Origin of the sequence: Mesorhizobium sp. LNJC394B00 (assembly GCF_000502555.1) — a bacterium.
Classification (GTDB): Bacteria; Pseudomonadota; Alphaproteobacteria; order Rhizobiales; family Rhizobiaceae; genus Mesorhizobium.
The window spans coordinates 245,514-263,680 of the sequence record NZ_AYWH01000002.1 but is presented as its reverse complement, the minus strand read 5'-3'; the positions used below and the strand labels follow the sequence as shown (position 1 = coordinate 263,680).

Here is an 18,167-nt window from a genome sequence, read left to right as displayed (position 1 = left end):
TCCTTGCGGCAGCGGGACGCCCCGCCTATGCTTCCTGATGAACATGATTTCCCCCGAGACGGCCGCCAACAGCAAGCGCGCCTGGTTGAAGATCCTGGCGCGCTACAAGAAGCCCGACCGGCGACGCAGCACTCTTGAACTCGCCATCACCCTCATTCCTTTCGTTACGCTGTGGGCGCTGTCTTCGGCAGCCTATTCCTATGGCCACTGGTGGGGCTTGATCCTGATCCTTCCCGCCGCCGGTTTTCTGGTGCGGATCTTCATGATCCAGCACGATTGCGGCCACGGCTCCTTCTTCGCCAACCGCACTGCCGACGACTGGATCGGCCGCGCGCTCGGCGTGCTGACGCTGACCCCTTACGATTGCTGGCGGCGCGCGCACGCCACCCATCACGCCAGCGCCGGCAATCTTGACGAGCGCGGCATGGGCGATATCAGGACGTTGACGGTTGCTGAATACCGGGAGCTGTCTTGGCGGGGACGCCTTGCCTATCGTCTCTACCGCCATCCCCTGGTGATGTTCGGCCTCGGGCCGATCTGGCTGTTCATCTTCGAGCAGAGGCTGCCCGTCGGAATGATGCGCGGCGGCCTGACGCCCTGGGTGTCGTCGATGACCACCAATCTCGGCATCGCGATCGCGGCAGCGCTGCTTATCTGGCTGGTCGGCCCCGGCGCTTTCCTGATTGTCCATTTGCCGATCGTGATCCTGGCCGGATCGGCCGGCATCTGGCTGTTCTACGTCCAGCACCAGTTCGAGGAGACGGAATGGGCGAAGGACGAAGAGTGGGAATTCCAGCGTGCCGCCCTGCACGGCTCGTCCTATTACGATTTGCCGCCGGTGCTGAACTGGTTCACCGGCAATATCGGCGTCCATCACGTGCACCATCTCTCGGCCAAGGTGCCGGGGTACCGGCTGCAGGAAGTGCTGCGCGACTATCCGGAATTGCGCGGCATCGGCCGCGTCACGCTTCTCGACAGCCTGCGCTGCGTAAAGCTGGCGCTATGGGACGAGAATCGCCGCAAGCTGATCTCGTTTCGCGAAGCGCGGGCCTTGGCCTGAAAGCAATCCCAGCAAAGTGTGATGCGGTTTTCCCGGGAAAAGCGCGCAGCGCCTTCCCTCGGGATCGCATAAAACAAGAAATAAACCGCCGTACCAAAGGCGCGGCTGCATCTCCCAGAAGATCTGCTCAGGTGGCCTTGCGCTCCTCGCGCATCAGGACCTTGCAGCCCTGATCACGTCAGCCGCCTTTTCGGCGATCATGATGGTCGCTGCATTGGTGTTGCCGCCGATCAGCGCGGCTTCCTCCCTGGCGGATACTTCCGTCCGGACAGCCAAGAGATCACAGTCTTTGTAAAGACAGGCGAAATTACCGCTGCGTCAGCTGTTGCGAACGCGCCGCCAGGAGTATTTCGGCCCCTTCGGCTCCGACGCTTCGGTCGGCTGATAGTAAAGGCCCAGCCCGCCTGTGCGGCCTTCTTCGAGGCGCTTCAGCAGAACCGGGTTGGAGATCTCGAACTCGTCGAAGCCGAGGCGCAGCATATGCGGCAGCTGGTCGACGAGCACCTGGCCCGTGGCGCGGACCGCGCCCTCGAAATCGTAGCGGCTGCGCAGCAATTCGCCCTTGGAAAACGAGCGGCCGTCGCTGAAGGCCGGAAAGGCCAGCGCCACCAGCGACAGCTGCTCCAGCAGATCCACGATCTTTTCCAGCTGGTCGCCGGGCTGCAGCGCGACGCCAAGCCGCTCCTTGGCCGAGCGCCGCACCTCGGCATCGAGGCCGAGAAATGCCTGCAACGGCAGGATGAAGCGGCCATTGCCCGTCAGCGCGTCTGCGCTTTCGGCATGGCTCCACTCGTCTTCGCGAAAACCCGTCGGGGTCCAGAGGCGGGTCTCCGCTGTGGTCTGTTCAGTCATCGAAAATTCCTAAAGCCCCAAAAAATCGAAAGTCCGCGAAAGCCGGTCCACACGAAACCGGCGGCCTCCGAGCGGAAGCCGCCGTTGCAGGCCAGCCTCACCTGAATATCACCATAGCTTAAAGGGATGCGTCGGTCAGCGACACTTCCAGTCCCGACAGATGGATGCCGCACTCGGTCTTGGCATGACCGGCCCAGCGTCCGCTTCGCGCATCCTCGCCCGGCTGCACCGGCTGCGTGCATGGGAAGCAGCCGATCGACAGATAGCCGTACGCAACCAGCGGATTTTCGCGCAGCGCATGCGCGCGCATGTAGTCAGCCTGGTCGGATGTCGTCCAGTGCGCCAGCGGATTGACGCGTACGCGCGGGCCGACCGCCTCGAACACCGGCAGCGCGGCTCGCGTCGCCGCCTGGAAGCGCTTGCGGCCGGTCAGCCAGGCCCGGAAGGGGGCGACGCCGCGCGCCAGCGGCTCGACCTTGCGCACGTCGCAGCAGGCATCGGTGTTGCTCTGGTGCAGATTGCCGGTCGGATCGACCCGCTCGAGCGCCGCGTCTTCGGGCTTGATCACCCTGATGTTGGTCAGCCCGAAATCGGCGACCAGCGCATCGCGATAGCCCAGCGTCTCTTCGAAATGCTTGCCGGTGTCCAGGAAAATGACCGGCAGCGTGCGGTCGACCTTGGCGATCATATGCAGCAGGACGGCGGAATCCGCGCCGAAGGACGACACGGCGGCGATCTCGTCATGAAACAATTCGCTCGCCGCGCGTTCGATGATGTCGAGCGGGCTCAGATGTCCATACAGCGCCTCGAAGCCCGCCGCTTTGGCGGCGATGCTGTCGTCGACGTCGACGATGCGGTCAAGCGGCCTTGGTTTCGCCAGCATAGAGCGCCTCCTTGAACGGCGCGGGACCGACACGGCGGTAGGCGTCGATAAAACGTTCACTGGGACCGAGCCGAAGGCCGAGATAGGTGTCGACGATCTGCTCGATGGCGTCCGTGATCTCTTCCGAAGAGAAGCCGCGGCCGATGATTTCGCCAACCGAGGTGTTCTCGTCGGCCGATCCGCCAAGCGTCACCTGGTAGAGTTCGGAGCCTTTCTTCTCGACGCCGAGGATACCGATGTGGCCCACATGGTGATGTCCGCAGGCATTGATGCAGCCGGAAATCTTCAGCTTCAATTCGCCGATCTCGCGCTGCCGCTCCAGCGAGGCGAAGCGAAGCGAAATCTCCTGCGCGATCGGGATCGAGCGCGCTGTCGCCAGCGCGCAATAATCGAGGCCAGGGCACGCGATGATGTCGCTGATCAGGTTGGAATTGGCCGTCGCGAGGCCAATGTCGACCAAAGCGTCGTAGACCGCTTTCAAATCGGCGCGCGCCACATGCGGCAGGATCAGGTTCTGCTCATGGCTGACGCGCAGTTCGTCGAACGCGTATTTCTCGGCGATGTCGGCGACCGCTTCCATCTGGCTGTCGGTGGCATCGCCCGGCACCTCGCCAATGCCTTTCAGCGAGATCGTCACCGCGGCATAGTCGGGATGGCGATGCGTCACGACATTCTGGTCGAGCCAATCCGAGAAGCTCTTGGAATCGAGCCGCGCCAGCTTGATCGCCGCGTCGCCTTCCGGCCGGGCGGTCAGTGCCGGCGGCGCGAAATAGGCGTCGATGGCACGGATGTCGGCTTCCGGCAGCTTCAGCTCGGCGTCCTTCAGCTCCTGCCATTCGGCCTCGACCTGGCGGGTGATTTCCCCGACGCCGGTCTCGTGGACGAGGATCTTGATGCGCGCCTTGTACTTGTTGTCGCGGCGGCCATAGAGGTTGTACACGCGCAGGATCGCGGTGCAGTAGGACAGCAGGTCGGCTTCCGGCAGGAAGTCGCGGATCTTGCGCGCCACCATCGGCGTGCGGCCCTGGCCGCCACCGACATAGACGGCAAAGCCGAGCTCGCCGGCGGCGTTCTTCTTCAGATGCAGGCCGATATCATGCGTCTGGATGGCGGCGCGGTCGCGCTCGGCCCCGGTCACCGCGATCTTGAACTTGCGCGGCAGGAACGAGAATTCCGGATGCACCGACGACCATTGCCGCAGGATCTCGGCATAGGGGCGCGGGTCGGCGACCTCGTCGGCGGCGGCGCCGGCAAAATGGTCGGCGGTGACGTTGCGGATGCAATTGCCGCTGGTCTGGATGGCATGCATCTCGACGGTGGCGAGATCGGCCAGGATCGCCGGAATGTCGGACAGCGCCGGCCAGTTGAACTGGATGTTCTGGCGCGTGGTGAAGTGGCCGTAGCCTTTGTCGTATTTGCGCGCGATGTGGCCGAGCATGCGCAGTTGCGCGCTGTTCAGCGTGCCATAGGGCACCGCGATGCGCAGCATGTAGGCGTGCAGCTGCAGGTAGACGCCGTTCATCAGCCGCAGCGGCCGGAACTGATCCTCGGTGATCTCGCCGGAGAGGCGGCGTTCGACCTGGTCGCTGAACTCGGCGACGCGGGCCTGGACAAAATCGTGGTCGAACTCATCGTAGCGGTACATGTTTCGTCTTTCAGGGCGCGTCCGCCCGTATTTTGTTAAGCTGCCCGCGCAGCCTGCTTGCCCAGATCTTCCCGGATGGTCGGGCCGGCGGCGCGGATCTTTTCGCGCAGCCGCACCGGCACGACGACGCCATTGACGACTTCAGCGTCGATCAGATTCACGTCGACAACCTGATTGTTGGCGTTGGCCTTGGCGCCGATTGCTTCCAGCCTGTCCTCTGCCGCTTGGTCATGGGCAAGGTCGGCATGGTCGACCGTCTCGGCCCAGCCGCCATCGGCATACCAGACGGCGATGCCGTCGGAGAGGCGGTTTGCGGTCAGTATCTTCATGGCTCGACCTCTGCGTCGGCCGCGTTGGCGGCGCCCTCATAGTTATGTGCCGCGAGCGGCTCGGAACGTTCAAAGTTGGCGCCGGCAACCGCGTCGCCGATGATGGTCATCACCGGACCGGCCAGATCGGCGCGCTCTTCCAGCGACGGCAAATCGGCCAGTGTGCCGTGGAAACGGCGGCGGTTCTGCAAGCTGGCATTCTCGACCACGGCAACCGCCGTGTCCGGCGACAGGCCGGCCTCGATCAGCCGTCCGGCGACTTCGGCGGCGACCGAGCGGCCCATATAGACGGCTACGGTGGCGCCGGAAATGGCGAGCTTGGCCCAATCCGGCAGCGAATTGCCCTTCAGATCATGGCCGGTGGTGAACACCATCGACGAGGAGACGCCGCGCAGCGTCAGCGGCAGCTCGAAATCGGCGGCGGCGGCAAAGGCGGCGGTGACCCCGGGAACGACATCATAGGCGATGCCGGCATCGCGCAGTGCGGCAATCTCCTCGCCGGCGCGGCCGAACACCAGCGGGTCGCCCGACTTCAGCCGCACGACGCGCTTGCCCTGCCTGTCGAGATCGACCAGCAGCGCATTGATCTCGGCCTGGCTCTTGGTGTGGCATCCCTTGCGTTTTCCGACCGGCAGCCGCTCGGCGTCGCGGCGGCCCATGGCGACGATCGCCTCCGGCACCAGCGCGTCATAGACGATGACGTCGGCTTCCATCAAAAGCCGATGGGCGCGCAGCGTCAGAAGATCCTCAGCACCTGGCCCGGCGCCAACCAACGCGATATGGCCCGAAGCCGGAGCCTTCGACAGCAACAGATCGGCGGCGGCGTCATGCGCCTGCGAAAGCTCGCCGGCTTCGACGGCGCGCGCCGGTGCACCCTGGAAAAAACTGCTCCAGAACTGGCGGCGGGCGTTGCCTTTCGGCAGCAGCTTTTCGGCGGCACCCCGGAACGAGGCGGCAAGCGCTGCCAGCGGCCCGAGCGACGGCGACAGCATGCGGTCGATGCGGCTGCGCAGCATCTGCGCCAGCACCGGACCCGCGCCTTCCGTGCCGATGGCGATGGCGACCGGGGCGCGGTTGACCAGCGCCGGGGTGAAGAAATCGCATAGCTCCGGCCGGTCGACGGCATTGACCGGAATGCCAAGGCGGCGCGCATCGTGGGCGACGCGGCGGTCGAGCGTCTCGTCGCCGCTGGCGGCAAACACCAAGACCGCGCCTTCGAGATGCTCGGCGTCGTAAGGGGCGTCGATGTGGGTGGCGCCGGTCGTGGCGATGAAGGTCAGCAATTCGGCGTCGGCGGCATCGGTGACGATGCGCAGCACAGCGCTCGACTGATCGAGCAGCCGTGCCTTTGCCAATGCTTCATCGCCGCCGCCGACGATGGCCACGGCTTCGCCTTCGACCCGCATGAACACCGGGAACGCGTTGAGCTTGGGATTGGCCTGCGGCATGACGAACAGATTCCGGAACAAGGTGGCAGTTTTACGCGCGGGCGTGAAAAAGCTGAAGGAACCCACTCGCGCATCCCCTGACGGGAGGCAATCGGTTTTCCGCAAGCCTGAAGGCCAGGAGAAAAATATTCCACATCCGCCTATCAGGCGGATTCAAGCTGCTGCCGCAGGCCTTGTTCTGCGGCTCTTTTATCCGCCATCCGGCCAAGCCGCAAAATTGTTTTTTCTAAATTCTACCAATTTAGTAGATTAAAGCCGCCACCACGGACATTGCTCCGATAGCCGGTTGAATCGGCTCAATATGGGCTGCGTGCGAACCCGGCAAACGAAGTGGAACGTTCCCGCTTCACCACGCGTTCTGCCCTTGCCGTAACAGACAATCGTCGGCAGGATTTGAACCCTTCAAGCAGGAGCGCGCACATGAGCAAGATCAACCTGAAACATGGCCTTCTGGTCATGGTGGCCGATGGCGAAAAAGCGCTGTTCCTGAAGAACGAGGGCGACAATCTCTATCCGAACCTGCAGCTCTTCCAGGAGATGAAACAGGACAATCCGGCGACGCGCGAGCAAGGCAGCGACAGTCCCGGCCGCTACAATGACGGCCCCTCCGTGCATCGCAGCGCGGTTGAGGAAACCGACTGGCACCGGCAGGGCAAGGAACGCTTTGCCGAAGAGATCGCGGACCGGCTCTACAAGCTCGCCCATCACGGCATCTTCGACGACATCGTGCTGGTCGCGCCGCCGCTGGTGCTCGGCACCATGCGCAAGAAATTGCACAAGGAAGTCACCGACAAGGTGCAGGCGGAGATCCCAAAGACACTGACCAACCGCCCGCTGATCGACATCGAGGCCATGCTGCAGCAGGCAGCCTGACGCTATCTCATAGATCATTCGCGCGCGCAGCGTTTTCGCTGCGCGCGCCTTTCGTTTTTCGGCGCCTCTGGCCACCAATTTACGTCTCGCGGGTTGCGTCGCCCGCACCCCCTCCACCATATTGCAAAGGCGGCGGCTGCGGGCGGCGCACACCCGACATTTCCCGAAAGGCGCTCCATAGACAATGCCGCATGACACGCCCCTTATCGCCACCATCGTCGCCGGTCTGGGGCTGGCATCCATCTTCGGGGCGCTCGCCAACCGTTTTCGCATCCCGCCGCTGGTCGGCTATCTCGTCGCCGGCGTGCTGGTTGGACCGAACACGCCGGGTTTCGTCGCCGATGCCGGTCTTGCCAATGAGCTGGCCGAAATCGGCGTCATCCTGCTCATGTTCGGCGTCGGCCTGCATTTCTCGCTGAAGGATCTTCTCTCCGTCCGCGTCATCGCCGTACCCGGCGCCATCGTCCAGATCGGCTTTGCCACCGCGCTGGGCGCCGGCCTTGCCTGGATGCTCGGCTGGTCGATGGGCGCAGGCCTCGTCTTCGGCCTGGCGCTTTCCGTCGCGTCCACAGTGGTGCTGTTGCGCGCGTTGCAGGAGCGACGGCTGATCGAGACCGAGCGCGGCCGCATCGCCGTCGGCTGGCTGATCGTCGAGGACCTCGCCATGGTGCTGGCGCTGGTGCTTTTGCCGGCGTTGGCCGGCGTGCTCGGCGGCCAGCCGCAGGTCGATGACCATGCGAGCCTTTTGTCGCTGCCGGCCAGCTTCGGCATCTGGGGCGTCGTCGGCCTCACGCTGGCCAAGGTCGTCGCCTTCGTCATCGTCATGCTGGTGGTTGGCCGCCGCGTCATTCCGTGGATCCTGCATTACGTCGCCCATACCGGCTCGCGCGAACTGTTCCGGCTGGCGGTGCTGGCGATCGCGCTCGGCGTCGCCTTCGGCGCCGCCAAACTGTTCGGCGTCTCGCTGGCGCTCGGTGCCTTCTTCGCCGGCATGATCATGAGCGAATCCGAGCTCAGCCACCGCGCGGCGGAGGAATCACTGCCGCTGCGCGACGCCTTCTCGGTGCTGTTCTTCGTCTCGGTCGGCATGCTGTTCGATCCGTTCAGCCTGATGAGCAATGGCTGGCCGATCCTGGCGACGCTGGCCATCATCGTCATCGGCAAGTCGCTGGCCGCCTTCGTTATCGTCATCGCCTTCCGCTATCCGCTGGGAACCGCCTTGATGATCTCGGCCAGCCTCGCGCAGATCGGCGAATTCTCCTTCATCCTGGCGGAGCTCGGCGTCGGGCTGAAGCTGTTGCCCGAACAGGGACGCGACCTGATCCTGGCAGGCGCCATCCTGTCGATCCTGGTCAATCCGCTGATGTTCCTCGCCCTCGACTGGATGAAGCCATGGCTGGACGCGCGCGCCGCCAAGGCAGCACCACCGGAAGAGGCCAAGCCGGTCGGCCCGGCGACGCAGCCCGGACAAGTGGCCTCGGTGGCCGCCGCGGCAAAAGAGAATGGCCCACCGCCACGCACAACGCTTTCGGGCCACACCATCCTGATCGGCTACGGCCGCGTCGGCAGCCTGATCGGCGCGGCGCTGAAACAGGCATCGCTGCCCTTCCTGGTCATCGAGGACGCCGACAAGACGCTGGCGAGGCTCAGAGACGACGGCGTCGAAATCGTCTCCGGCAATGCGGCCAATGCAGGTGTATTCGCCGCCGCGAATCCGCAGGGCGCCAGGCGATTGATCCTTGCCATACCCAACGCCTTCGAGGCCGGGCAGATCGTACTCAGGGCACGCGCCGCCAACCCCGGCATCAACGTCATCGCGCGAGCCCATTCCGATGCCGAGGTCGAGCACCTGAAGGGGCTCGGCGCCGACACCGTCATCATGGGTGAACGCGAAATCGCCCGCGGCATTGTCGAAGAAGTGCTGGGGCCAAAGCCAATGCCGCGCCACGAAGCCATTGAACCCTCTCCGGCCTGAGGCTTGTACCGCCGATCCCATCACGCCACGAAGGCGGAGCCGCCATTTCGCGCGACGCTGGCGAGATATTTTGCCGGCGGCTTGCCAAGCGCCTTCTTGAACATGGTGATGAAGGCGGTGACGGAGCCGTAACCGAGATCGCCCGAAACCTGCTGGACACTCGCACCGGAGGCCAGCTCCCGTATGGCGACGATCAGGTGCAATTGCTGGCGCCAGCGGCCGAAGCTCAGGCCGGTCTGCTTCACGATGAGACGGGCGAGGCTGCTTTCTGAGAGCGCAACACGGTTGGCCCACTCGGCAAGCGTGCTGCGATCGGCAGGGTTCTGCGCCAACGCTTCGGCGATCCGCCGCAAGCGCGGCTCGGCGGAGATCGGCAGATGCAGCTGCTGGACAGGCATGCGCGGCAGTTCCGAAAGCAGGATCGTGTTCAAGAGCCCGTCCCTCGCCTCATCTTCCTCCACGCGATCGGCCAGCTCGATGATCAGTTCGCGCAACAATGGCGAGATCGACAGCGTGCAGCACCGGTCCGGCAGATCGGCGGCTCCCGGCTCGATATAGACGAAGAAGATCCGCGCATTGGCGGTCGCGATGTTGCTGTGTTCCATACTGCCGGGAATCCACACACCGCAATGCGGCGGCACCATCCACAGGCCGCTCGGGACGCGGCATGTGACGCCACCGCCGAGCGCGAAGACGAGTTGGCCCTTGCGGTGCCAATGGGTCGCCACTTCCGCTTTGGTTTCGGTGACATCGACGCGAACCGCAATTGCAGGAGCGATCACATCATCGACGTCGAAATTGACCCAGGGGTAGCGGAGAGGCTGTCTTATGATTGACGGCTTTTAGCGACTATTCGCTATGATAGCTAAATTCTTTGATCCGGGATGTCGATAGGCTCTGGTTCGTGGCTGGCATTTCACAAACCGGCAGGAAGGCTTCCCATGCGCGCCCTCGTCATCTCTCCCGACAGCCCCACCGGACTGACGTTTGCCGAGGCCAACGAACCTCAACCCCTCGCCAACGAAGCGCTTGTCTGCGTCCACGCAACCTCGTTGAACCGCGGCGAACTGCGCCTGCTCACCATACGCCCAAAAGGCTGGATACCCGGCCAGGACATCGCAGGGATTGTCGAACGGGCGGCAGCCGATGGCTCCGGGCCTGCCGTCGGCGCCCGGGTTGTGGCTTTGGTCGACGAGGCCGGCTGGGCGCAACGGGTCGCCGTTCCGACCGACCGCTTCGCCGTCATCCCGGATGAGGTCAGCTTCGTTTCCGCCGCCACGCTTCCCGTGGCGGGCACGACGGCCCTAAGGGTCTTGCGCCATGGCGGCGACCTCGCGGGACAGCAGGTGTTGATCACCGGCGCCAGCGGCGCGGTCGGCCGTTTCCAGATCCAGATCGCCCGCGAGCAAGGCGCCGCGGTGACTGCAATCGCCGCCGCCCGGCACGCCGAGGATCTCCGCGGTCTTGGTGCTCACGAAGTCGTCGAGTCGATCGAACTGGCCGAAGGGCCATTCTCTCTGATCACCGAGTCGGTCGGCGGCCAAAGCCTCGCCCATGCCATCGAACGCGTCGCCCCCGGCGGCACCATCGTCATGTTCGGTTCGAGCAGCGGCGAACTCACGCCGGTTGGCTTCAGACAGTTCGTTCCGGGCCATGAGGGAGCGAGGCTTCAGACTTTCGCCTACTACACATCCGGTCCAGCCATTGGCGCGGACATCGCCTCGCTGCTCGCTCTGGTCGCGGCTGGCCGGCTGGAAACCCGTGTGTCCATGACCGTGCCGTGGACAGACATCGCCCAGGCTCTGGACGCCTTGCGACAGCGCAGCTTCAGCGGCAAGGCTGTTCTCACCATCGCCGAATGAGCAGTCTGTCAGTGCTCAGACGTGCTGGCCGCCATTGATGTGGATTTCCGAGCCCGTCACATAGGACGCCTGCTGCGAGCACAGGAAGAAGATGATGTCGGCGACTTCCGAGGTGGCGCCAAGGCGCCTGAGTGGGATCGTCTCGACGATCTTGTCGGTGCCAGGCGACAGAATCGCGGTGTCGATCTCGCCCGGCGCAATCGCATTGACGCGGATGCCGTGCGGGCCGAAATCATGCGCCATCTCGCGCGTCAGCGAGCCGAGCGCCGCCTTCGAGGTCGCATAGGCGGTGCCGGCGAAAGGATGCACGCGCGTGCCGGCGATCGAGGTGACGTTGACGATCGAGCCTTTTGCTGCAGCAAGCTCCTTGAAGAGGCCCCGCGCGAGCATGATCGGCGCGAAGAAATTGACCTGGAACACGTCGCGCCAGACATGCATCGGCGTGTCGATCGAATCCATGCGGCTGTTGCCGTCCTTGAGCTTCGGCGAAATGCCGGCATTGTTGACCAGCGCGTGCAATTGCCCGCCATGCGCTTCCAGCCGGTGACGGATCTCCGAGACGGCGATGCCGACATCCTCCTGGTCGGCGAGATCGACCTTGATGTGGTCCTCTGGGCCGGCTGGCCACGGGCAATCCTCGGCAAAAGCCTGGCGCGAACAGGTGATGACCCGCCAGCCCTCACGCGAAAAGCGCTTGACCGTGGCATGTCCGATGCCGCGGCTGGCTCCGGTCAGCACGATGGTTTTTCTGGTGTCGGTCTCAGCCATGTCTGTCACTCCGGCCGGAGATGTAGCCGAATGCCGCGAAGGTGGCGAGAGGCCGAATTGTCACCGCAGCTCTCATATGAGGAACGGATTGCCAGCTCGCATTTGGTTCGAAGCTAGAATGACGAGCCACTCAGCCGCCGCCGAGAATATCCAGGATTGAGGTTTTCCGCTTCTTGGTCGGGCCGCCGACGCTGCCCGGCGGTACCGGATGCTTGATCGAGGCCGTGGTGCCGCCGTCGCCCGGCATGTTGAAACCGTCGGCATCGACGGTTTCGGCCGGACGGCGGACCGGTGCTTGTGCGGGTACAGCAGCAGGTGCCGGTGCGGCAGCAGGCTCAGAACGGCTGACGGCCACGGCAGGCAACGGCGCCGCCTGATTGTTATCGACTGACGGAATATCGTCGGGCACGATGGTGTCGGGCGGCGTCGACTTCCAGGTGCCGGGCAGCGGCCGGACCGGCACACCTTCATGCGCGGCCACCATGAACTCGTGCCAGGCCTGTGCCGGCAGCGCGCCACCGGTGACCTTCTTCATCGGCGTGCCGTCATCGTTGCCGAACCACACGCCGGTGGTGAGGTTTGCGGTGTAACCGACGAACCAGGCGTCGCGCGAATTCTGGCTGGTTCCGGTCTTGCCGGCAGACGGCCAGGCGAAGGCCGCCTTCTTCGCCGTGCCGATCTCGACCGTGCCGGTCATCATCGAGTTCATCATGCCGACAATGTTCGGCTTGACGACGCGCGGCGCGCTGCCGCCATTGTCGTCATAGAGCACCTTGCCTTCGGTCGTGGTGATGCGGCGGATGAAATGGATGTCGGGCTTGTAGCCGCCATTGGCGAACGGCACATAGGCCGATGTCAGCTCCAGCGGCGTCACTTCCGAGGTGCCGAGCGCGATCGAGGTGTTGGCGATCAGATCGGATTGGATGCCCATGCGATGCGCCGCCTCGACCACCGCGTCGGGGCCGACCTCCATGGTTAGCTGTGCCGCGACGGAATTCAGCGACTTCGCCAAAGCGGTCGCCAACGTCACCTTGCCGAAATACTTGCCGCCGTAATTGTCCGGTGTCCACTTGCCGATCTTGATCGGTGCGTCGTTGCGCACGCTGTCGGGCGTGCGACCAGCTTCCAGCGCGGCCATATAGACGAACGGCTTGAAGGCCGAGCCCGGTTGACGGCGTGCTTCGGAGGCGCGGTCGAACTGGCTGGTCGAATAGTCGTAGCCGCCGACCATGGCGCGCACGGCGCCGGAATTGTCGATCGAGACCAGCGCGCCCTGGCTGACATTGAGCTTCTTGCCGCTCTCGTCGATCAGCCGGCGGATCGACTCTTCGGCGAGCTTCTGCAGGTTGAGGTCGACGGTGGTGTCGACGACGATGTCGCTGCGCACGTCGCCGATCAAATCGGGCAGCTCTTCCATGATGGTGTCGGCGACGTAGTTTTCCGAACCGGTCCAGTAGGATGGCGCGCGCGTTGCCGGCGCGCTCATCGCCGAGGCCAGTTCCTTGGCGCTGATCTTGCCTTCGTCGCGCATGGCGGCGAGCACCAGCTGCGAACGCTCCTCCGCCGCCTTCGGATCCCGCGCCGGCGACAGTCGCGACGGCGCCTTCAAGAGGCCGGCGAGAAGGGCCGCCTCCGACAGAGTGACGTCGCGCGCGCTCTTGCCGAAATAGCGGCGCGAGGCCGCCTCGACGCCATAGGCGCCGGAGCCGAAATAGACCCGGTTGAGGTACATTTCGAGGATCTGGTCCTTGGTATGCTTGTGCTCCAGCCACAGCGCCAGCAGCACTTCCTGCACCTTGCGCTCCAGCGTGCGGTCGGGCTTCAGGAACAGGTTCTTGGCCAGTTGCTGGGTCAGCGTCGAGCCGCCCTGCGAGAAACGCCGGCCCAGAACATTGGTCACCATGGCGCGTGACAGGCCGATCGGGTCGATGCCGAAATGCGAATAGAAGCGGCGGTCCTCGATGGCGATGACGGCTTCCGGAATGTAGGGCGACATTTCGTGCAGGCCGACCGCCTCGCCGCCGCTCATGCCGCGGTTGGCAAGCAGTTGCCCGTCGACCGAGACGATCTTGATGTTGGGCGCACGGTCGGGGATCGACCAGGTGGTCGCCGCCGGCATCTTGGCGCCGTAATAGACGACGATGCCGGCCACCGCGATGCCGCCCCAGATGCAGAGCACGAAGCACCAGTAGAACATCCGGGCCATCACGCCGAACAGCCCGCGCCGGGGTTTGCCGCGCTTGCCGCGTGACGATGATTTTGCCTTGGAGGTTTTGCGCGCCGAAGATGATTTGCGATTGGCCGGCACGACCCGATCCTCCTCGTTCACCGAAAAACCGGCCGCGGATTTCGCCTTTGGCGATCCCTCGAAGCTGGGTTCGACGCGACTGTCTCTGCGGTTCGCCATGCGTTGCGCTGTCTTCCCGGTATCAATGGCGCTCGGGTTGGAGGGTAGATGCGGCGGTTTAAGGGCGCGTTAAAGCAGGGTTTATGCACCCTTCTGAAATTCCTTAAGAATTTCTAAAATCCGCTGCCGCTGGCTAACAGGCGTCGGCAACGCGGTACTTTGGCGGGTGCCCGAGATCACTGTTCAAACAGTTTGACGGATCTTGTCTCGCAACGCGGCGGCGACAAAGGCCGATCGGGTGACCCCCAACCGATTGGCTGTTTCGTCAGCCTCGGCGAGCAAACCGGCATCCAACGAGATATTGGCCCGGGCCGGACGGCCGGCATCTCGGATCAAGGGCACGGACATCAAGATAGCGCCAGCGGCGAGCGCTGCTCGAACCTCAGCATCTTCTAAAAGCGCCTCGACTTTGCGAGGAGTGGGGATTTTACGGCCGTCCGCGATTTCTTCAGCCACCCATTCGGCCAACGCGGCCATAGCGTCCTTTACAGCCTCGTCCCGGCTTTCCGACTGCGCGACGCAGCCAGGAGCATCGGGAAACGAGACGCCGACAAAGCCGTCGGCAGCATCCACGAGTGCGACATAGCGAGACATATCTAACAGCTTTCCTTATTCCGACTTTATGTCCATTAGGCTTCGGAACGCGATGAGGTCGGTTTATTCCCAGCCTGCCGCCTTGGCTATAGACCGAGCTACCAACGGCGTCAGAGTCTTGTGGCGAGGAACCATGATCGTCGGCATGCCGTCTTTTTTGTACTTGTCATGCTTCGTGCCGCCGACGTTCTTCCAGCCTTCCCTCTCGAGCCGGGCCTTGACTTTGGCGGTGTTGGTTTCGTTCATTTCTCGGCTCAAATCTATGTGCAAATTTTTGCACATAGTGGAAACGAAAGTCAATCACGATGTGCAAATATTTGCACAAGGAAACTCCCAATCGCCGTAAAATGCCTGGATGACAAATCAGCGCCACCCGCAGGCGGACATCATCAATTCTGCTGGATCGAAATGCCTTTGTCGTCGATCTTCAGCTCCACGCCCTTTGGCTTGGTCTGCTCGTGATAGACATAGATACCTAGCGCAATGACCACGACCAAGAGCGCGCCGATGAGGAGATAGAGGGTGTTCTGTTTCATGGCGCGCTCCGTTTCGTATCGAGCGTCACGCTCGCTTCAAGACCTTGACCAGCACCAGCAGGATGACAGCGCCGATCGTGGCGTTGATGATGGCAGCCAGAATGCCGCCGCCGATTGCGAAGCCCAGCCTTGGAAACAGCCAGCCGGCGATCAGGGCGCCGATAATGCCGACGACGATGTTGCCGATGAGGCCGAAGCCGAAGCCCGAGACGATGAGGCCGGCGAGCCAGCCGGCAATGGCGCCGATTATGATGAAGATGAGAAGGCTTTCGATGCCCATGACGCGTTCCTCCAGGAAGAGAGGCTACGGAGCGGAAGGCCCCGAATCGGCCTCGATATCAACGACTTCAGGCTATGCGAAAGCAGTTGCACCCGCCAGCGGCGCTCATTGATCGTCGTCATCGTCGCTGGAGACTGGCCGCCAGCTGGTCGGGTCGACCTTTTTCTGGGTATCGCTGTCGGTGTAGACCCACCAGGCGCCGTCGCGATATTGCCCGACGGATTCGCTGACGACGCCGGCGCCGTCCTTCCACAGAACAGTGACCTTGGATCCATCCGTCGGGGCGGTCGCTATCGGTTTGCGGTCTGCCACGTCATCCCCCTCATTGAGTCGACAGAACGCCACGACGCGTGTCTGGTTGCAAGGCTGCCGGAAGCGTTATCCGAAGGCCATTAGCTGTGGGCAAAAATATCCTCTTCGTCCCAACCCATCAAATCGAGCTTGGCACGCGTCGGCAGGAAGCGGAAGCAGGCGTCGGCTTCCTTGGTGCGCCCGTCCCGCGCCAGGCGTCCAGCCAGCACCTCGCGCAGACGGTGCAGATAGAGAACGTCGGAAGCGGCATATTCGAGCTGTTCGGGCGACAGGGTCTCGGCCGCCCAGTCCGACGATTGCTGCGCCTTCGACAGGCCGACGCCAAGCAGTTCGAAGCAGATGTCCTTCAAGCCGTGCCGGTCGGTATAGGTGCGGGTCAGCCGCGAGGCGATCTTGGTGCAGAACACCGGCTCCGGCATGACGCCGAAGGCATTGTACAGCACGGCGAGGTCGAAACGGCCGTAGTGGAACAGTTTCGATATGCCGCGGTTGCGGAGCAGGCTGACGAGGTTCGGCGCTTTCTTCTGGCCGGGCGCGATCTGGATCACGTCGGCCGAGCCATCGCCGGGCGAGATCTGCACCACGCAAAGCCGGTCGCGGTGCGGGTTCAACCCCAGCGTCTCGGTATCGATGGCCACCGCGTCGACATTGTAGTGGGCGAGGTCGGGCAGATCGTTCTTGTGGAAGCGGATGTCGGGCATAGTTGTCTCCGGATCGCGGCGTAACTCGTCCTCGCCGCGATCCGCTGAAAAATCAACAAGAAAACTTCCCAGCCTCCTCAGCGCGTCAGCGCATCGAGAATGCGCGCCCAGGAGCGCTGGCCCTTGTGGAAGGAGGTCAGCTCGTATTTCTCGTTGGGCGAGTGGATGCGGTCGTCGTCGAGCCCGAACCCGACCAGCAGCGATTCCATGCCGAGATAGGTCTGGAAGTCGCCGACCACCGGTATCGAGCCTCCGCTGCCGGTCGTCACCGCTGGCTTCGGCCATTCATCCGACAGCGCAGTCTTGGCCTTGGCCAGGAATGGCGAGTCGTAGGAAAGCTGAATTGCCGGCCCGCCGCCATGCGGGTGGAATTCGACCGAACAGTCCCTGGGAATGCGCGCCTTGACGAATTCCCGGAACGCGGCGCGGATCTTCTCGGGGTCCTGCTTGTGGACGAGGCGGAAGGAGATTTTCGACGACGCTTCCGCCGCGATCACCGTCTTGAACCCCTTGCCGGTGTAGCCGCCGATGATGCCGTTGAACTCGGCCGTCGGCCGCGCCCAGGTCAGTTCCATCACCGAGCGGCCTTTTTCGCCCGACGGGATCGAGAGGCCGATCGGTCCGAGGAAGGTTTCGGCGGTCTCGCCCAGAGTTTCCCATGATTTCAGGATCTGCGACGGCGTTTCCTCGACCCCGTCATAGAAGCCGGGAATGGTGATGTGGCCGTTCTCGTCATGGATGTCGGCGAGGATTTTCGCCAGGATGCGGATCGGGTTGGCGGCGGCGCCGCCATAGAGGCCCGAATGCAGGTCGCGATCGGCGGCCTTGACGGTGACCTCCTCGCCGACCATTCCGCGCAGCGAAACGCAGATCGACGGCGTTTCGCGGTCCCACATGCCGGTGTCGCAGACCAGAGCGAAATCGGCCTTGAGCTCATCGGCATTGGCCTCGAGGAACGGCTTCAGCGACGGCGAACCGGACTCCTCCTCGCCCTCGAACAGGATGGTGATGCGGCAGGGCAGATTGCCATGCACCTGCTTCCAGGCGCGGCAGGCCTCGACGAAGGTCATCAGCTGCCCCTTGTCGTCGGCCGAGCCACGGCCGGTGATTACCTTGTGACCGGGCTCGATCTCCTTGACCGCCGGCGCAAACGGGTCGTTCTCCCAAAGCTCGATCGGATCGACCGGCTGCACGTCGTAATGGCCATAAAACAGCACATGCGGCGAACCGGCGGGGCCTTCATGGTGCGCAACCACCATCGGGTGTCCCGGCGTGTCGCGCACCGAAGCGTCGAAGCCGATCAGCTTGAGGTCCGCCACCAGCCATTCGGCGGCCTTGCGGCAGTCGGCGGCATAGTCTGAATCGGTGGAGATCGACTTGATGCGGAGCAGGCCGAACAGGCGCTCCAGGCTCTGGTCGAGATTTTTGTCGAGACGGTCGAGGACGGAGGAAATGGTGGACATTACTGCGGGCCTTTCTTTTCGGTGCCGGGACCGTAAAGGCAGCGCATCAAAACGAAAAGCCCGCGATCGTTGGACCACGGACCGTAAACACTTGTCAGAAGGCAAAAAAGAACCGCCGTGGTGGAGGGGAACCACGGCGGTCTTTTACTCGAAACGATGCGGCAGCCCGGAGAGGGGGG

General features: G+C 63.6%; 20 protein-coding genes. 4 read left to right on the top strand and 16 right to left on the bottom strand.

Annotated elements, in window-relative coordinates; translation table 11 throughout:
• Positions 1–37 precede the first annotated feature (37 nt).
• On the top strand, positions 38–1,060 hold the full coding sequence (locus X751_RS157865) for a fatty acid desaturase (RefSeq protein ID WP_023744086.1): 1,023 nt from the start codon (positions 38–40) through the stop codon (positions 1,058–1,060).
• Between the two features lie 153 nt (positions 1,061–1,213).
• On the opposite strand, the gene X751_RS1000000168410 is transcribed toward X751_RS157865, so the two are convergent.
• The 6 genes from X751_RS1000000168410 to cysG form a co-directional block, all read right to left on the bottom strand.
• On the bottom strand, positions 1,214–1,336 hold the full coding sequence (locus X751_RS1000000168410; RefSeq protein ID WP_023728539.1) for a hypothetical protein: 123 nt from the start codon (positions 1,334–1,336) through the stop codon (positions 1,214–1,216).
• A gap of 42 nt (positions 1,337–1,378) precedes the next feature.
• On the bottom strand, positions 1,379–1,912 hold the full coding sequence (locus X751_RS157870; protein ID WP_023744085.1) for a DUF934 domain-containing protein: 534 nt from the start codon (positions 1,910–1,912) through the stop codon (positions 1,379–1,381).
• A 118-nt stretch (positions 1,913–2,030) separates the two neighbouring features.
• Entirely contained in the window at positions 2,031–2,795 is a 765-nt protein-coding gene (locus tag X751_RS157875; protein ID WP_023744084.1) for a phosphoadenylyl-sulfate reductase, read from the bottom strand.
• Positions 2,770–4,440: a nitrite/sulfite reductase gene (locus tag X751_RS157880; RefSeq protein ID WP_023744083.1), complete on the bottom strand. Its 1,671-nt coding sequence runs from the start codon at positions 4,438–4,440 to the stop codon at positions 2,770–2,772. The genes X751_RS157875 and X751_RS157880 overlap by 26 nt, the downstream gene beginning before the upstream one ends.
• A gap of 35 nt (positions 4,441–4,475) precedes the next feature.
• The gene (locus X751_RS157885) at positions 4,476–4,769 is read right to left on the bottom strand and encodes a DUF2849 domain-containing protein (RefSeq protein ID WP_023737532.1); all 294 of its coding nucleotides are present in this window, start codon (positions 4,767–4,769) and stop codon (positions 4,476–4,478) included.
• Complete coding sequence (cysG, locus tag X751_RS157890) at positions 4,766–6,217, bottom strand: siroheme synthase CysG (RefSeq protein WP_023744082.1); 1,452 nt, start codon at positions 6,215–6,217, stop codon at positions 4,766–4,768. The genes X751_RS157885 and cysG overlap by 4 nt, the downstream gene beginning before the upstream one ends.
• 420 nt (positions 6,218–6,637) lie before the next feature.
• Here cysG and X751_RS157895 point away from each other — a divergent pair, with 420 nt between their 5' ends.
• Together X751_RS157895 and ybaL are read left to right on the top strand one after the other, a co-directional pair.
• Positions 6,638–7,090, top strand: coding sequence for a host attachment family protein (locus tag X751_RS157895; protein WP_023700117.1), 453 nt, complete (start codon positions 6,638–6,640; stop codon positions 7,088–7,090).
• A gap of 184 nt (positions 7,091–7,274) precedes the next feature.
• Positions 7,275–9,065, top strand: coding sequence for a YbaL family putative K(+) efflux transporter (gene ybaL, locus X751_RS157900; RefSeq protein ID WP_023744081.1), 1,791 nt, complete (start codon positions 7,275–7,277; stop codon positions 9,063–9,065).
• Positions 9,066–9,085: 20 nt separating this feature from the next.
• Here ybaL and X751_RS157905 read toward each other — a convergent pair whose 3' ends face one another.
• Positions 9,086–9,895, bottom strand: coding sequence for a helix-turn-helix transcriptional regulator (locus X751_RS157905; RefSeq protein WP_023744080.1), 810 nt, complete (start codon positions 9,893–9,895; stop codon positions 9,086–9,088).
• 111 nt (positions 9,896–10,006) lie between these two features.
• Between X751_RS157905 and X751_RS157910 the strand changes: the two genes are divergently transcribed.
• A complete protein-coding gene (locus X751_RS157910) occupies positions 10,007–10,927 on the top strand; it encodes a zinc-binding dehydrogenase (RefSeq protein ID WP_023669776.1) in 921 nt (306 codons plus the stop codon).
• A 15-nt stretch (positions 10,928–10,942) separates the two neighbouring features.
• Here the strand turns inward: X751_RS157910 and X751_RS157915 are convergent, their stop codons facing one another.
• From X751_RS157915 to X751_RS157955, 9 genes are all read right to left on the bottom strand, one after another.
• Complete coding sequence (locus X751_RS157915; RefSeq protein ID WP_023669777.1) at positions 10,943–11,695, bottom strand: SDR family oxidoreductase; 753 nt, start codon at positions 11,693–11,695, stop codon at positions 10,943–10,945.
• Positions 11,696–11,825: 130 nt separating this feature from the next.
• Entirely contained in the window at positions 11,826–14,102 is a 2,277-nt protein-coding gene (locus X751_RS157920) for a transglycosylase domain-containing protein (RefSeq protein ID WP_023669778.1), read from the bottom strand.
• 183 nt (positions 14,103–14,285) lie between these two features.
• Positions 14,286–14,696: a type II toxin-antitoxin system HicB family antitoxin gene (locus X751_RS157925; RefSeq protein WP_023669779.1), complete on the bottom strand. Its 411-nt coding sequence runs from the start codon at positions 14,694–14,696 to the stop codon at positions 14,286–14,288.
• A 63-nt stretch (positions 14,697–14,759) separates the two neighbouring features.
• Entirely contained in the window at positions 14,760–14,942 is a 183-nt protein-coding gene (locus X751_RS157930; protein WP_023669780.1) for a type II toxin-antitoxin system HicA family toxin, read from the bottom strand.
• A 143-nt stretch (positions 14,943–15,085) separates the two neighbouring features.
• Positions 15,086–15,232, bottom strand: a complete 147-nt coding sequence (locus X751_RS1000000165345) for a hypothetical protein (protein ID WP_023683048.1) — start codon at positions 15,230–15,232, stop codon at positions 15,086–15,088.
• A gap of 25 nt (positions 15,233–15,257) precedes the next feature.
• Entirely contained in the window at positions 15,258–15,512 is a 255-nt protein-coding gene (locus X751_RS157940) for a GlsB/YeaQ/YmgE family stress response membrane protein (protein WP_023683047.1), read from the bottom strand.
• 105 nt (positions 15,513–15,617) lie between these two features.
• Positions 15,618–15,824, bottom strand: a complete 207-nt coding sequence (locus X751_RS157945) for a hypothetical protein (protein ID WP_023683046.1) — start codon at positions 15,822–15,824, stop codon at positions 15,618–15,620.
• An 80-nt stretch (positions 15,825–15,904) separates the two neighbouring features.
• Entirely contained in the window at positions 15,905–16,525 is a 621-nt protein-coding gene (locus X751_RS157950) for a ribonuclease D (RefSeq protein WP_023698188.1), read from the bottom strand.
• Positions 16,526–16,602: 77 nt separating this feature from the next.
• Positions 16,603–17,988 carry a M20/M25/M40 family metallo-hydrolase gene (locus X751_RS157955; protein ID WP_023686593.1) on the bottom strand — a complete coding sequence of 462 codons (1,386 nt, stop codon included), beginning with the start codon at positions 17,986–17,988 and terminating at the stop codon, positions 16,603–16,605.
• Between the last annotated feature and the right edge of the window lie 179 nt (positions 17,989–18,167).